Consider the following 15,858-nt stretch of genomic DNA (forward strand, 5'->3'; position numbering starts at 1 on the left):
CTTACCTCTTAAAATTGATATTTGTAACCCACGGCTACGCTACGCGGTTTACCCGGGCGCGCGCCATATGGGCGACGACTAACAATGTTATCTTGGTCAAACAGATTATCTACCTTAGCGTAAATATGCCCATATTGATCAAGCTCGTAGCGCGCAGCAATATCTACAACGGTTGTAGCGGGTACCTCGACACCTGCCAACGGTAATGAAAAATCATTCCCTGTGGTGTTACCAAGCTCGCCAGCGGTATAAGCTACGCCAGCGGCCTCTGGCATTTCTGAGGTGTATTTTATTAATACATCAACCGACCAATCGTTATGTGCAAGGCCTAAGCTCAGCGCAGCTTGATGGTTAGGCAAGTACGGTAAATGATCGCCCGGGCGAATATGTCCCCACTGCGTAAATTCGCTAAATAGCTCTTCTTTAAACTCACTTTGCGTGTAGGTGTAAGTTAAGCGTACCGGCACATCAATGTGCTTATTTAATGCGTAAGTGTGTGCAAATTGAGACTCAACGCCCCATACATCCACTTCCCCACCACTAAACTCGCGGTCAATTTCGTTTTCGATTCCACAATTTGACTGGCCACAGCTCTCTACTAAGTTTGAATAATCATTAAAAAAGCTCACTACTTCCACTTGGCTGTTACCGTTGTTGTAACGGCCACCAAATTCATAGTTTACGCTTTTTTCAAACTCTTCATCTCCTTCACGTACAGGGCTAGATGGGCTCGAGGGCACAAACCCTTGGTGTACACCAAAAAGTAACCCTGCATTGGCCGATAATTGGTAAAAGCCACTTAAACCAGGTAACCAAATACGGCTCGATTTATCTTGCCAATCGTTTTCTTGTCCAGGGGCGTCATTTTGATACGACATATCCATTAACTCGCCGCGCACGCCTAAACCAAGAGTTAGCTTATCGAAGGTTACTTTGTCTTCAATATATAACGACCACGCATCGGTAGATTCGGTATTTTGTGTGGTAAATACACTCGCGGTGTCTGTACGGGTATTAACCGCGTTAACCATGGCGTAGGTGTCTTCAAAATGATCGCGCTCTATTTCATCTTGATGAAAACGCACCCCGAATGAGAGTGAGTGCTCTAGCCCAAACGCAGCTACTTGCCAATCACCATCAAACTGTATGCCTTGTGAGAAAAAGGCTCTGTCGTTCGTTCCCATGGTTAAAAACACATTGCTTTCACCACTTTGAACCGAATCGGCTTGGCCACTAATAACGCTGTATTCACGTTCAAAGCGTGTTGGGTCTGCCAAAATATCCGATAAACTACCACCGCTGTTAGTAACCGCGTTGAGTTTAAGCCACGCACGTTCAAAATCGTTGCGATAGGCGCGGGTTGTAAGGGCAAAATTGTCGCTGCTAAGTTGGTGGGTAAACATCACTTGCGTATGCTTAGTGTCCATATTTGCAGGGCCACTGGCGGCATAACGGCGATACGGTGTTTGCTGGTAATCTTCTTCGGTTAACCCAAGGTAGGTTTCGTTAGAAAGCTCATCTGAATAGGCCAGCTTTAACTCAAAGCGTTGCTTAAACTGCTCGCTATTAAGTGTGTAATCTAATTTAACTAATAAATCGTCTTTTTCAAAGCCAGTATCTTGTCCGCCATCAAGCTCTTTAAAACCGTCACTTTCTAGGTGAACGCCTTCAACTAAAAAGCCAAACTGCCCTTCGCGGTTACCATAATACGCGTGCGCTTTTTTATAGCCATCGGAGCCTGCTGAAATATCAAGCATACCGCTGGCATCATCAGGCACTTGGCGCGACACTAAATTAAGCGTACCCGCCACCGTTTGCGGGCCATAATGTATGGCTGCTGGGCCTTTAAACACTTCAACTGCGGTCATGCGTGTAGTAAGCGGAAAATAATAAGCCGCCGGTGCCGAATACGGCGCAGGGCCAATTAAAACACCGTCTTCTAAAATGGTTATTTTTTTACTACGTTCAGGGGTTACGCCCCTAAAACCAATGTTAGGCCTTAGCCCAAAGCCGTCTTCTTCGCGTATGTTTACCCCAGGCACCTGCGATAAAATACGATGAATATCATCAAACTCAAATTGTTCAAGTTGCGCTTCGCCAATTAAAGTTGCCGAGCCTGCTTCGGTGCGCAATTTATCGTTATGGCTAATAATTTGAATATGTTCTAATTCGTTTTTTTGCTCTGCCACTGCTTGGCAACTTACGGCCATAAGCAATGCAATTGTAAGTTTATTGTATTTCATTGTCGCCCTTAGTCGTTATCGCCTGCAGAGGTGGTAGGTAGCTCAAGTGCTAGCTCATTAATAAAGTCATTTTTTAGCTCATCGGTCAGCACTTTCACTTGGCCATGTACATCACGTACGTGTTGCTCGTTATCAATTAGCAAATCGGCCAGCGAGCTATCAATGCTATTTAAAGTGGCTTTAAGGGTTGCTATTCCTTCAACTAAACGTGTTTTAGTAGCCTGTGCTTGCTCTGCATCTAAAAAGTCATCAAAGCCAGTGCCTGCTTGCTCAGCGTCTAAATTACCCATAATTAACGCTTCAAACGCCACTAAGTTATTACGAATATTATCTAAAGAGCTTTTCGCATCTAGGCTTTCTACATCTTCAGGGCACGCCGATGCGCCACACGAATTTGAAAAAATACCAATCGGCTCTGCTAATTTTTTATCTTTTACTATTGTGTCGATATAAAACAGTGCATCGCTAATATGATTAAGTGCTTCGTGAGTTGTGCTAAACCGAGAGCCACTTTGGCCGGTATTTTTTAATTCGTTAGCAAAACCACTATCCCCTTGCCAAGCTTGTAATAACTGCGCTGACGAACTTAAAACATCTTCACTTGCCACCACAGCAAACTCACAACGAGCCTGACGACGCGCTAAATCTGTACGGTTATTCCAATCTGCAAGGGCATCATTTGCCACACTACAGTGATGCGCTAATTGCTCGTTAAACAACACATGCCCAATTGCAAATAAGCCACGGCGTGTTGCTGTTCTTTCGCTAATGGCATACGGGCGATTTTGATCTTGGTTAATAACACCGTCTTGGTTATACACCACGTCTTGGTCTATCCCACAGCGGCTAAAAGTAGGCCATGAATATATTTGGTTACGTAACTGCCCTGCGTTATCAAGAAGCGGCCCCATTTGCATCATTTCGGCTTGTTGCCAACCCGCCATGGTATCTAGCCAGGCTTGTTGTGCTTGAGCACGCAGCGCAATGGCCTCTTCTGAGCTTTCTTGTACGCTTTGTATTTCAGCTTGGCAGTAATTTGCAACGGCCTGTGTTTGTGTTTGTGCTTGTTGATTAAATAAAACAAACGTCGGTGTTATTACATTATCGACTAAGTTAGCAACGAGTTGTGCTTCATCAAACTCTGTAACCGCAGGCGTCGTAGTTTGCCCGCTATCACTACTTTGAAAATCACTACCTGTGCTACTTGAGCTACTTTCACCACACCCACTAAGGGTTAATACAGTAGCTGCAACCACAACCCCTTTTTTTGCATAATTGATCATTATTTCAACCCTAAAAACTTTGAAAATTAAACGGCAAAAGGCCAGCCCGTGGGCTGACCTTCCTTGGTGCTAAAACGGGTGGTTATTACCAGTTTTCAACGTTTTGAGCATCAAAGCCGTAAACTTCCTGCATCAAATCACGTGCCTCTACTAACTGCGCTTTGTATGCATCTGTTAGCAGTGGCGCTTCACCGAGCAATGTATGTAGCTCGGCAAATTTACCTGCGTTATCGTCGCTGTAAAAAGGTGAAAATGGGTTAAATTGAAAGTTCAGTGCAAAGCCTTTCATTTCACTAAAGTGTTTAGCTAAATTAGCAAAATCGTCAGCACTTGCCTGTGTACCTTGTACTGTATCAATGTCGGCTAATGTGTCGTTGATGTAATGTACAACGGTGGCTGCAATTGCGTTTTCCCAGTTGGCTACAGCAATATCACGTTGTGCTAATAACTGCGTTTTTTGATCATCGGTTAATGTACTTGGTGCAGCATCGTTAATAATTTTACGACCCGCAATAAACGCCGTCATTGCTGCGCTGCTAAAGTCAGTTGCTACTACCGCGCCTTTATCACGTTTAGCTGCATTGGTAGAGTTACCCCAGTTGTATTCACTCGCTAAGTCAATTTTGCCATCGCCATCAATATCAGCACTTGCGCTACCATCAGAAATAGCCTCGTCGCTAAATTCTAAATAATGACGTGCTGCGCCAAAGTAACCAAAACCTTCATCGTATTGATGCTCTAAAGTACTGTAAGTACCATCGGCTGCTGCATCGGTGTTATCTTCATCAAGCCCTTCGTCTAGGTAATCGTCAGTGCCTTGCGAGAACATTAACGCACCTAGCGTGTGCTTTTGAATAAGCTGGTTTAAATCAAGGCCACTTGTTGTGATGTATGCCGCAGTAATGTCATTACCGTTTACATCCTCAGACTGCGTACCGCTTGCAATTGCATCTACATTAGCAGCAAGTAAATCAAAGTAATGAAAAATAAGTCCTTCTGGCGTTTTTGCTTGAGTGCCGAAGTCGCTCCAGCCTTCAAATGTGCCTTCTGTTAGCCAGTCTTCTTCCATTTTAGACGCATCGTTACCGGCAATTTTACCTGTTAAGGTTTTGCCTGAATTCGAAATTTCTGCAAACGACTGTTGCAACGTAGTTGCGCCATCAATAAACAAAAAGCTGTTATCTTTTACGGCTTCGTAATCGCTCCAATAAGCCATTAACTGCGCTTTAACGGCATCGCCCGTTAAGCCTTCGCTTTCAATGTAATCGACACTTAATAAGCTTATGTAGGCTTTAATTTGAGCCGAAAGTGCATGGCGAGCCACTTGGCCTGTATAACTAACCGCAGAATTACTAGCATTAACTGTTGAGGTAAATTCGTAAACGTTTACGCCTTCTTGCGCTTCAATATCAGTTACAGATACGCTCAGTGTTTGTGTAAAACTTAAATCGCCAGCATCGGTTGCAGTAACTGTTACATCAACTGTTTCTACTTGCTCAGCATTAAGCGCTAACGTGCTTTTAAGCGTTAGCTCATTGCTGTCATTAATTTCAAAATACTGTTCATCATCAGAAAGTGTAAATACCATGCCTGTTGCATCGTCATCGGTTGCACTTAAAGTACCGACTACTGCGCCTACTACATCTTCTGTTACAGCCGCTGTTGATAAGCTAATAGCGGTAGGTGCCGAATTAGTCACTGTTGGAGTGGTTGGTGTTTCGTTGCTATCGCTGGAGCTTGAGCCACCACATGCAGTTAAACCCATAGTTGCAGTAATTACTGCACTAGCAAGGAGAGATTTACGCAAATTCATGTTGAACCCTAATATTGTATGTGAATCATTCTTATTTGTAATAGCGACTATTCTAATTACAAATACCTAACAATCAACCTAAATGTTGCTTTTTTGTTTTATTTTTAAAATAGTTTTAGTTTTTAGAACAAAGAGAGATCGGCAAAAATACTATTTAACATAGCTAAACTGTGCGTAAATTGCTTAGCAAAGCATTCGCTGTACAAAGCTAATCTACTTATTAAAGTAATTTACTATCAATGACCTATAACAACGCTTGGTTTGTACTAGATAAGTATTTTTAGAAAGGAACACTGCGCCTTAAAGCAAAGTGCGAACATTACGTAAAAATAAAATCACATTAACTTTTTAGATATAAAAGCTATTTGTAATAATTATTATTTATTTTAAAAACGCATCACTTATAGCGTTTAAGTGTGGTTTTTTGCCTCACTTACTGTTTTAGAGGCTTATATCAGCGTATTGATTAAAGGTATACTAGGGCGTGTTGACCTTGGCGGATAGAAATCTGTTCAATCTAGGGGCGATTAAATCGCGGCGCGTGGTTTGTAACTTAGTAGGCTCGATAACGACTTCTGCGTTATTTTAATGACTTACATCCATGTAAGAATGAGTAAAACCAATAAATAAGAGTTTATCACCCTAGAAAGAACCCAATGGGCAGCCCATGTTTGGCTTTTATGCTGCGTTATCGCCTATTTATGGGGAATAACCAAGCTTCATAAGCTCTGCCTTGCCTAAAAACCAAACATACGGCCGCAAATTCAACCACAAAAATCAACACACCCAAGAGATTATGAGAGGTGGTAATGCATTAAATAGTGTAATTTTACTACTCACTTTTAGCTAAGCCATACAATAACAGAGCCTTTTTATGAAAACAGAAATTCGCTACCGCTTTGAAACCTCGCAAGTTGCTAACCGCTTTGTGCATGTACTAAAAGATTGGCCCGTAAACCAAGTTAAAACTCGCCTATTTAATGGCGGCGACAGTGTAAAAGTCACTTACGAGTATGATGAAAGCGGGTTTGATTACACCTCTGCCGAGCTAGATGATTTAGCAGAGCAGCACGGTGGTAAAGAAGTTTAAGCACTTAACAACAAAAAGCTATTACAGCCCAATTAGCCATTAACTTTGCTTTAATGGCTAGCGCGTTTTATCACTTTACGTTTTATTCGTGATATTTACGGATCATCGCCACTTTACCGTTTTCAACTTCTATTACTTCCATCATTACTGATGTGTACTCGATTGGCTGCTTACTTTGCGGATGAATGCCCTTAGCGTGGTTTTTATAACGAATCGCAAAGCCGCTATCGTTAAATACAAAGGTATTAAGCAGCTCGCTTTCGTATAAGGTGTGCGCGCCTAAATAAAAACGCATGCCCTTACGCATTAGTTTTTTACCCTCTGCTGTGCGAGAGTCATCTACTTGATACGGTATGTGCTGACTGCCTACATCGTCTGTTAATAAATTAAGGTAAGCTTCAAGCTCTTTTTCACTTGCGTTAGGCGCTTGCGTGGCGGTCATTGTGTTGTAGTAATGCTGTGCAAATTTGTTTAAGTCCAGTGCCTTTTCAGCATTAACCGAAAAGGTACTCACTAATAGCAAAGCTAATGTAAATAGTCGTTTCATCACTTCTTCCTTGTAGTTAAAAGTATTGATTTATTTATAGGTACACTATATTCACATGTTCAAAAATAAAACAAATATTTTTAAGTTAATAAACCTACATTTTGCTTTTTACTCTATTGGTTGCCACGCTGTTGGCTGGATCGTCGGGCCAAAAATGCTTGGGATAACGTCCTTTCATTTCTTTTTGTACATCGCGATAACTACTAGCCCAAAAGTGCGCAAGATCTTGCGTAAGCTGTAATGAACGCTTACCTGGCGAGAGTAATTCCATAAGCAGTGGCAGCTTGCCATTTGCAAGCATTGGCGTACTTGTTAAACCATACACTTCTTGCATGCGCACGCTAAGTTTTGCGGGGCCATCTAGTTGGTAATTAATTTTTATATTTGAGCCACTCGGTACCGTTAACCTAAGCGGTAACAGTGTTTTTAGGGCTGTTTGCTGTGTCCAGTCAAAACAATTTTGCAGTGCTTCAAAGTAGTTAAACTTTTTAAGCTGCTCCAGCGTTTTTATATCCTGTAAATATATGCCTAACCAATCATCAGCTGTTTCGATAAGTTGCTGCTCGCTTATTGCCGGGAACGTATCTGGCATAAACTGACTGGCTAAACTCATGCGTATTAATAATTGCTGCGCATCGGGTTGTTCATTAAATAATGCAAAACCATGTTTGGTAAATAAATTAAGCCACGCTTTGGCACGCTCGGTTTTATCAAGCTTTTGCTTACTTGGTTGGCTTGTAAGCGTAATGGCGCCGAGCTTTACTTCGTCTTGATGGATAAACCGCGCGGTTTTTTCATCAAACTCACAGCGGGTAAGCGTAGTAAACAAATGCGGTAAGTAATCTTGTAGCTCAAATGGGCTAAGTGCGGTGGCTGCAAAAATACGCGTGCCTTTATGACCGCCCATGCTTGCAATAGCAAGGTAGTCATCGTTATGCCAGTAATCGGTGTTTAAATCAGCGCCCGCACCATTGGCAAGTAAGTAGCCATTGCCGCGTTTTTTTGCAATGCGGTCGGGGTAAGCTAATGCCACCAGCAAACCTAAATACTCTGTGTTTAGCTCGCTGTTACTGTCGGTTACTTTTAAACGGCTTTGCCAGTATTTTAACTGCTGTTTAAATACTGGGTGTGGCCTTTGCTGTTGGCTATGTAGCGCCAAGCTTAGCTCGTTGGCGCTGTTTATTCGGCTCTCAAGCAGCGCCACTAAATAAAGTGCTAAGCGATAAATACCAGGGAGCTCTGCCTCAAGCGCTTGCGCTTTTAAAAGCATATGCGCTAAGCGAATATCTGCCCCAAAACCCAGCATGTTGCTGCCCAATTTAGTGAGCTTACCTTTAGAGTCGATGGCTTCAAGCATGGTTAGTAAGTTTGCCGCTTGCGTGCATTGCTGCGCTGTTGGCGTATCAAGCAAGGTGAGTTCGCTGATATTTGCGCCCCACTGTTTTGCCTCCAGCATAAGTTGGCTTATGTCTGATGTGAGTATTTCGGGGTTATCGTGGCTATTACGTCTCTCAAAGGTTTGCTTTGAGCCAAGCCTGTAAACAACCCCAGGCTCTATTCGCCCTGCACGCCCTGCTCGCTGCACAGCAGAGGAGCGCGATATACTTTGTGTTGTAAGCTCAGTTACGCCTGTTTTTAAGTTATAGCTCGCTGCGCGGCGTTTGCCGCTATCAATAACAATGCGAATGCCTTCAATGGTTAAACTGGTTTCGGCTACATTGGTGGTAAGCACTATTTTGCGCATACCTTTAGGCGCAGGGGCAATCGCCGCTTGCTGATTGGCTTTATCTTGCTCGCCAAATAATGTGGCAACTAAGCAGTTACTTGGTAAATCATTAAGGGCCTGCTGCACACGTACTATTTCAAATTGCCCAGGTAAAAATACTAATGCACTACCGCTTTGCTCGTTTAGTGCTTGTTTTATTAAAGAGGGAATAGCATCAAGCCAGCGGCTTTCATCTTTTATTGGTATGTATACTTCGTCTATGGGGTAACTACGCCCGCTTGATTGTATAACCGGGCAATCAAAAAACTGCGTATAGCGCTCGGTATCAAGGGTGGCCGACATAAGTAGTATGGTTAAATCGTCGCGCAGCGCACTTTGGGTCTCTAAAGCAAAGGCCAGTGAAGTGTCTGCTGCAATTGAGCGTTCATGAAATTCATCAAATATCAGTAAGTCTATATCGCTTAATTCGGGGTCGTTTTGTAGCATGCGGGTAAGCATACCCTCAGTGACTATTTCAAGGCGCGTATGGCTACTTACTTTACTCTCGCCGCGTACACGCAGGCCAACACTTTGCCCCACATTTTCGTTTTGGCACTGTGCTAAGTAATTGGCAATATTACGTGCTGCTAAGCGGCGCGGCTCAAGCATTACAATACGTTTAAAATGGCCGTCGCGCATAAGCTGAAGCGGCAACCAGGTTGATTTTCCCGCACCAGGCGGTGCTTGTAATAACGTTATGGGGTTACTTTGTAATGTAGTTAAAAGTTGTTGATATATGTTTTGAACCGGCAGCACTGCTATTTACCCAAAATTGCTTTGTGCGCATTGTAACAAAAACCAAAAATAAACGCGCCGCAAAAGCGGATGAGTTTACGCGTATCCATAATCAGAAATAATTACAGACCGCTCTGTACATTTTTTAAGAACATACGCGCTATATTAACTTCTACTACCCCAATAAAAAAATAACACCTTGATTATAATTACAAAAATTTAAATTTAACTTATTGGTACACGCCTTGCTCCTTTTATAGTGAACGTTAATTAAATCTAAGTAAGGAGATACTTATGAACAACGATCGTATGAAAGGTAATTGGAACGAACTTAAAGGTAAGGCGCAACAAAAATGGGGCGATCTTACTGACGACGATTTAGACAAAATTGAAGGTAGCCGTAAGGAGCTAGTGGGTAAAATACAGCAGCAGTACGGTAAATCTAAAGAAGAAGCAGAGCGCGAAGTAGACGAGTTTGAAAAAACTCACTAATCGCTAACTTCTAAAAAAACCGCCATTTGGCGGTTTTTTTGTTTAACGGCTAAAAAAGGACGTTATTTACGCTTTTAATTGGCTACCTATAGGCAGCTGCCTAATACGCTTACCACAAGCGGCAAAAATAGCGTTACATAGCGCAGGGGCGTAAACAGGCGTTGCGGGCTCGCCTACACCTGCTGGTGGCGCATCGCTTTGTATTATTTCTACTTCTACCTCTAGTGGTGAATCGCTCATACGCGGTACGCGATAATCATGAAAATTACTTTGCTGCACGCGGCCTTTATCAAAGGTAATACCCTCGCTTATTGCAGTGGTAATACCGTAAATAGAGCCACCTTGCGTTTGGTTTTTAACGGTATCGGTGTTTACTACCGTACCTGCATCAATAGCTACCCACGATTTAATCACATTTAAATCACCAGCGTCCGATACCTCTACCTCAACCACAGTAGCCACATACGTTAGAAAGCTGCGGTGCGCAGCAATGCCTAACCCGCGACCTTTTGGCAGCTTTCGGCCCCATTTACTTATATCGGCTACTTTTTCAATAACATGACGTAACTTACCAATATCTAATGGGTAAACGTCTTTATCGGCGCCATAGTTATCGTACGAGGCATTTTGCTCGGTTACATCTAAAATGCGATCAGGGCCTATGGTTTCAAGTAAATAGTCTTTTTGGTCACGCCCTGCTTTGTGCGCAGCTTCAGCAATAAATGACTGAATAGCAAAAGCATGAAAAATATTTGATACCGAACGCATCCAGCCTACTCTTGTTTTAGCGGGTGCCTCGCCGTTTTCTAGCTTTAAGTTAGGTGAATTTATAGGGTTATCGGTAAAGCCCAAGCGCAGCTCAAAACCTGCAGGCGACGTTGCCCCTTCTTGAAAGGTCGACATAATTGGCGAAAACGCCGTACGGTGTAAGTAAGCCTCAATATTACCTTTTTCATCTAATGACGCTTCAATATGTTGAGCCGATACCGCATGATAAAAACTGTGCTGAATATCATCCTCTCGCGTCCACTGTACGCGTATAGGTTGTCCTACTTTCATTGAAATGTAGGCAGCTTCTGCTGAAAAATCAGGTTTTGATTTACGCCCAAAACCGCCACCTAACATGGTGACATGCACGTTAATTTGGCTCTCTTGCATATCAAGTAACGCAGCTACGGTTTTCATATCAGCTTGCGGGTTTTGCGTTGCAGCCCATATATCAACGCGGTCTTTATGATACATCGCTGTAGCGCAAGGTGGCTCCATAGGTGCTTGAGCCAAATGCGGCGCGTAATAGTCGGCTACTAACTTATTGCTCGATTTAGCCAATACGCTGGCGGTATCGCCTATTTCACGTACATGCGCTTGCGGCTCATTAACGGTTTGTAATAACGACTTTTTAAATTCTTTTGAATTATAATCGCCGTTTTTACCATCATCCCACACCACCTTTAGTACTTTACGCGCCTGCCATGCAGCCCAGGTATTTTTAGCAACAATAGCAATACCGCCTTTTGGCTGAAATTGCGGCGCACCTTTTGGTACAGGCATTTCAATAATATCAACTACGCCATTAATTGCTTTAGCGGCGCTGGCATCAAACGATTTAACCACACCACCTACTACCGGTGGGCGCTCAATAATAGCCACCAGCGCTTTTGGTTCGCGAACATCAGCAGCAAATGTGGCTTTACCGGTTACTAAATCGGTTAAATCTATATGCGCCATACCGGTATTTATATAACGCCATTCTTTGCGTGTTTTAAGTGTTAACTTATCAACTTCTGGTGGCGTTATTGTAAGTGCTAAGTCGATTAAATCTTTATAAGTAAGCGATTTACCTGAGCTGTGTGTAACCACGTGTTGATTGGCTGTACAGGTTTGCGGCTCAACTTTCCAATATTTAGCGGCTGCGTGCTGCATCATATAACGTACACTTGCGCCCATTTCGCGCAGGCGCTGCATGTTGTAGCGAATACTGCGCGATCCATCAGTATTTTGATCCCCGTATTTAGGGTCGCCCTTACCTTGAATAACAACCACTTTATCCCACGCGGCTTCCATTTCGTCTGCCACAATTTGGGCAATGGCGGTACGAATTTGCTGGCCCATTTCAGAGCGGTGGCAGGTTATTTCAACCATGCCATCGGGGCGCAGCGCTATAAATAAGTTAGCACGTTTTGCTTGCTCAGAGGGTTGCTCTAACACGCCTGCAAACGCTTTTGGTGCACTGCCTACAAAATAAGTGCCTAATACTAATGCGCCTATTGCGCTGGTTTTTAAAAATTGGCGACGGTTTAAGTCAAAGTACGTATTGTCGTTTTTCATACCTCTTCCCCTTGTTCATTTGGGTCAAAATATTCAACGCCCGCAATAGTTTTAGCCGCCGACTTAATTGCTTTATGAATACGCGGATACGTGCCACAACGACAAATATTGCCCGACATATTACTCACTATTTCATCATCAGTGGGATTAGGGTTAGCGGCTAATAAGCTTGCCGCTTGCATTATTTGTCCGCACTGACAAAACCCACATTGCGGCACTTTATGCTCAACCCAGGCTTTTTGCACGGGGTGGTCGCCTTGCTCGCTTAACCCTTCAATAGAGGTAATAGCACGCCCTGCCACAGCCGACACCGGTAATATGCACGAGCGCTGCGCTACGCCATCAATATGTATGGTGCACGCACCACATTGCGCCATACCACAGCCAAACTTAGGCCCGGTTAAATTTAATTCATCTCGAAGATACCAAAGCACCGGCGTTGACGGATCGCCTGTAAACTCATGTTTATTACCATTAACGGTAAGCGTGATCATATTTAACTCCTTGGCAAAGCGCTTTAAAGGAATGCCTTGTTGCGCGAGAACGGTTTGAATAATTGCTACTTTTTTAGCCTACCACTTAGGATTGGTTTATTGAAATTTTTATCGGCGAACCGCCAACTTATAGCTGTTATTTAGTGGCAGCTTTATTAGGTATAAATAAGAAGGCTTTATTGACTCTACTCAGCACTTATAACTGGCTCATTTAATAACTGCTCATCATTTTTATATACTTCAAGCCAACCAGGTGGCGATGTATCGCAACCAATTACAGTAACGTGTAATACGTAACTATAGCGTCCGTTTTTAAACGTATAACTATGATTACCGCCAGTGCCACTAACAGTCACATCGCCGTTAAATAAAACCATATCTGGCTTGTCCTTTGGCCTTTTATCACTACTCCACACTGCATAACGGTAATTTCTATCACCTAAATCATCAACGCGAATATGGTAGCTAGCCGTTTTCCAATCCAGCACTGGCTCTTCATACGTATTAATACTTGAATGGAGTGATTGCTTGTCTTGTTCAATTAAGCGTTTAGCAAATGCCTGCTCTTTAGATGTTCCGCGATTTATACCGAAAATTTTGCCGTCAGTATCAACCCACATCACGCCGTTATTTAGCATAATGCCGCGCCAACCAACTTTATCCCAATCGGTATTAATATTAGAGCTGCCAATAACGGCAACTAGTTCATCGTCGAACACTTCATCAAAGCGGTTAATAAACTCAGCTTCATTTTTAATGTCGGGCAATGGATATTGCCTTTTTAGAGGGTAGCGAATATGCGCAGCAATCGCAGTTTTATCCTCCGCTTTAAAAGCAGCAATAACAGGTAAAACACTCTCGTGATACTTCTGCTCAAGCGCAAATGTGTTCGATGTGAAAAGTAGGAATAGGCAAAGCAATATGTAATTTAGATACTTCATGAATAGTCCTTTATCTAAAGTAATAGAATAGATTTATAAAGAGATTAAATGTATTAGAGTTTTAGGCAAAGTATATCTAACAACCTAAAAGAATAAATAATTATTGTTTTAAATCAATGGAGTACGAATGTAATCCCACTTAAAGCTTAGCCTTTACTATTTTTTAAAAAGGCAGCAAATTCGTGAGGCGAACTATCATAAAATAGACGTATTATATTTTCTGTTTCATCTTCATTTTTATCTATAAAGATTTTAAAGGTGCTACGCTTAAAGAAGGGCCCTAGAAAGCGCCTTCGGATGGAAGCACTGGCAGAAATGCACCATAATTTTTTTTCTAGGCAACTTATTTGCAATGAAGCCTCATTATCCCCTAAGGATTGAAAAAATAAAATTTTCATGGCGGATTCTGAACTCTCATTCTCCCAAATAAAACCTTTGAAAAAGGTTATAGCTTCACTAATGTTTGGTTGTAATGGAACATCCTGCTCCGCTTCCTCATCATAATACCCACAAAAAATATTTTCCATTAGATATTTTTTCCTTTTAAGTTATAAATTTTCAGCTTAAAGAAGCTAAAAATCACATTAAATAAACCTTATAAACTATACAGCTTATTAATAAATACATAGATTATTAATCCGCATATAAACGAAGCTAGTATATTTGAGTAAATTCGAACGTCATAGCTTTTCATAAAGCGTTCTTTCATTATAGTTATGGGGATTAAAGCTAAGCACAAATAAGCAAACCAAGAAGATACAAATATATCTGCTAATTTAGATTGCATTAAGGGAGCGCTATTGCCATATTTTGCGTTACTTATCGCCTCAAAACTCTCACGATCGAATGCGATGGCAGCTACACCAAATAAAAAAATTATATGAGTAAATAATAAAGCTAAATTTAGCGCTCTTTTAAACAAGCTGATTTCATGAGTTTTAATAATACGCGATCCTTGCATTTTAGCTTCCTGTTCCTAAAAATTGATTTGAAAGGCTAGTCTGACTTGTTTAACCTCAAAGCGAAAATTAAATAACGTTCCTGCGAATAAAACAAGTTTGCTTTTACTTTTTTTGGCTAACCGAGTTTGGGTGCCATGGGCTGAAGTATCATAAAAAAGCACAACGCGAGATCCTATGATAATATTTTATATAAACCAAACTTACTTGGTGCTTTTTAAAATCAATCTAAGACACTTTACTTTTTTAACCTAAACAAAACCTGCTACTTCGTTTTTCATTGTAAAAGATTTGAAGTGAAATCTAGCTTATTTTTTCTTATTGGGGCTCTTGCTGCAGGAGTAGCTATATGTTTAATTTATATACTATATTAGATAGCTAAAAAATTGTAGTTAGTCTAAGAGTTGCCAATAATGCATATGTCGAAGCCGTATAAAGTGTAACCGCGACGTCTTTTTTTTACCTTGTTTAAATGATGATTAAAGAGAATTTAATGAAACACGACAGAGTAACATTAAGTGAAAATATAAAGGGTGTTTTTTTATTTGTTTTATTCTTTATCATCACCTTAGTTTTACCGATTGCATCATATAATGAAGTGGCATTTGTCTTTGAGGCGTTAAATAATCACCCGATGATTTTTAAGGAAAAGAGTTTTGCTCCGAGCTTAATTTTAGGCACGCCAGCATTTGCTATGCTCACCCGGCTAATATTATTAAAAGTAAGAAACACTGAAGTAGAGCCAGAGCTTCTAATTAAATGGTATAAGCTCTGTGGGATTACTTTAATTTTACTATTAGTTTCAGTTCCTACTTATACTTACTTTATTGAAAGTAAAATTAAAAGTGAAGGCTATATTATTTGTAACTCTTACAGTGGCAGCACTAGAGGAGCCCCAGATGTATGGGTTACCTCTCAACACTACTGCATTAAAAAAGGTTACAGAGTCAGCTCAGAAATAATAGATTGGTTAAAACAACAAACGACTGAACCAAAACCAAAAGATGTTATAAAAAAAGTAGATGAGCTACTCGCTAATAGCCCTTGATGATTTTTTAAAATACACACAAAAACGAGCCTCTCTGGGCTCGTTTTGATCTGACTCCATAAAAGTAGACACCTATTTAGGAGTCAGTTCTCATGAAAGTAAAAGCGTTTCGTAAACATG

At 41.6% G+C, this 15,858-nt stretch carries 13 protein-coding genes; 3 read left to right on the plus strand and 10 right to left on the minus strand.

Features of this window, described 5'->3' with window-relative positions:
* Positions 1–8: 8 nt before the first annotated feature.
* The 3 genes from PAT01_RS03980 to PAT01_RS03990 form a co-directional block, all read right to left on the minus strand.
* Positions 9–2,243, minus strand: a complete 2,235-nt coding sequence (locus PAT01_RS03980) for a TonB-dependent receptor family protein (protein WP_154944833.1) — start codon at positions 2,241–2,243, stop codon at positions 9–11.
* Positions 2,244–2,251: 8 nt separating this feature from the next.
* A complete protein-coding gene (locus PAT01_RS03985) occupies positions 2,252–3,526 on the minus strand; it encodes an imelysin family protein (protein WP_154944835.1) in 1,275 nt (424 codons plus the stop codon).
* Positions 3,527–3,611: 85 nt separating this feature from the next.
* Entirely contained in the window at positions 3,612–5,339 is a 1,728-nt protein-coding gene (locus PAT01_RS03990) for a DUF4856 domain-containing protein (RefSeq protein WP_154944837.1), read from the minus strand.
* Positions 5,340–6,213: 874 nt separating this feature from the next.
* On the opposite strand from PAT01_RS03990, the gene PAT01_RS03995 reads away from it, so the two are divergent.
* Positions 6,214–6,429 (plus strand): hypothetical protein, encoded by a 216-nt coding sequence (locus PAT01_RS03995; RefSeq protein ID WP_004587424.1) that lies wholly within the window; start codon positions 6,214–6,216, stop codon positions 6,427–6,429.
* Between the two features lie 82 nt (positions 6,430–6,511).
* Here PAT01_RS03995 and PAT01_RS04000 read toward each other — a convergent pair whose 3' ends face one another.
* The gene (locus PAT01_RS04000; protein WP_154944839.1) at positions 6,512–6,976 is read right to left on the minus strand and encodes a nuclear transport factor 2-like protein; all 465 of its coding nucleotides are present in this window, start codon (positions 6,974–6,976) and stop codon (positions 6,512–6,514) included.
* A gap of 94 nt (positions 6,977–7,070) precedes the next feature.
* On the minus strand, positions 7,071–9,497 hold the full coding sequence (gene hrpB, locus PAT01_RS04005; RefSeq protein ID WP_154944841.1) for an ATP-dependent helicase HrpB: 2,427 nt from the start codon (positions 9,495–9,497) through the stop codon (positions 7,071–7,073).
* A gap of 273 nt (positions 9,498–9,770) precedes the next feature.
* On the opposite strand from hrpB, the gene PAT01_RS04010 reads away from it, so the two are divergent.
* Positions 9,771–9,968 carry a CsbD family protein gene (locus PAT01_RS04010; RefSeq protein WP_064386857.1) on the plus strand — a complete coding sequence of 66 codons (198 nt, stop codon included), beginning with the start codon at positions 9,771–9,773 and terminating at the stop codon, positions 9,966–9,968.
* A gap of 66 nt (positions 9,969–10,034) precedes the next feature.
* Here the strand turns inward: PAT01_RS04010 and PAT01_RS04015 are convergent, their stop codons facing one another.
* The 5 genes from PAT01_RS04015 to PAT01_RS04035 form a co-directional block, all read right to left on the minus strand.
* Positions 10,035–12,296, minus strand: a complete 2,262-nt coding sequence (locus PAT01_RS04015) for a xanthine dehydrogenase family protein molybdopterin-binding subunit (RefSeq protein WP_154944843.1) — start codon at positions 12,294–12,296, stop codon at positions 10,035–10,037.
* The gene (locus PAT01_RS04020) at positions 12,293–12,790 is read right to left on the minus strand and encodes a (2Fe-2S)-binding protein (RefSeq protein ID WP_024034278.1); all 498 of its coding nucleotides are present in this window, start codon (positions 12,788–12,790) and stop codon (positions 12,293–12,295) included. Before PAT01_RS04020 ends, PAT01_RS04015 begins: the two co-directional genes overlap by 4 nt.
* Before the next feature lie 185 nt (positions 12,791–12,975).
* Positions 12,976–13,731, minus strand: coding sequence for a hypothetical protein (locus PAT01_RS04025; protein ID WP_096739988.1), 756 nt, complete (start codon positions 13,729–13,731; stop codon positions 12,976–12,978).
* A 146-nt stretch (positions 13,732–13,877) separates the two neighbouring features.
* Positions 13,878–14,258: a hypothetical protein gene (locus PAT01_RS04030; protein ID WP_096739989.1), complete on the minus strand. Its 381-nt coding sequence runs from the start codon at positions 14,256–14,258 to the stop codon at positions 13,878–13,880.
* A gap of 68 nt (positions 14,259–14,326) precedes the next feature.
* The gene (locus PAT01_RS04035) at positions 14,327–14,692 is read right to left on the minus strand and encodes a hypothetical protein (protein ID WP_096739990.1); all 366 of its coding nucleotides are present in this window, start codon (positions 14,690–14,692) and stop codon (positions 14,327–14,329) included.
* A 491-nt stretch (positions 14,693–15,183) separates the two neighbouring features.
* Between PAT01_RS04035 and PAT01_RS04040 the strand changes: the two genes are divergently transcribed.
* Positions 15,184–15,738 carry a hypothetical protein gene (locus tag PAT01_RS04040; RefSeq protein WP_055016808.1) on the plus strand — a complete coding sequence of 185 codons (555 nt, stop codon included), beginning with the start codon at positions 15,184–15,186 and terminating at the stop codon, positions 15,736–15,738.
* Positions 15,739–15,858 lie beyond the last annotated feature (120 nt).

The sequence above is a fragment of the Pseudoalteromonas atlantica genome, assembly GCA_007988745.1.
Classification (GTDB): domain Bacteria; phylum Pseudomonadota; class Gammaproteobacteria; order Enterobacterales; family Alteromonadaceae; genus Pseudoalteromonas; species Pseudoalteromonas atlantica.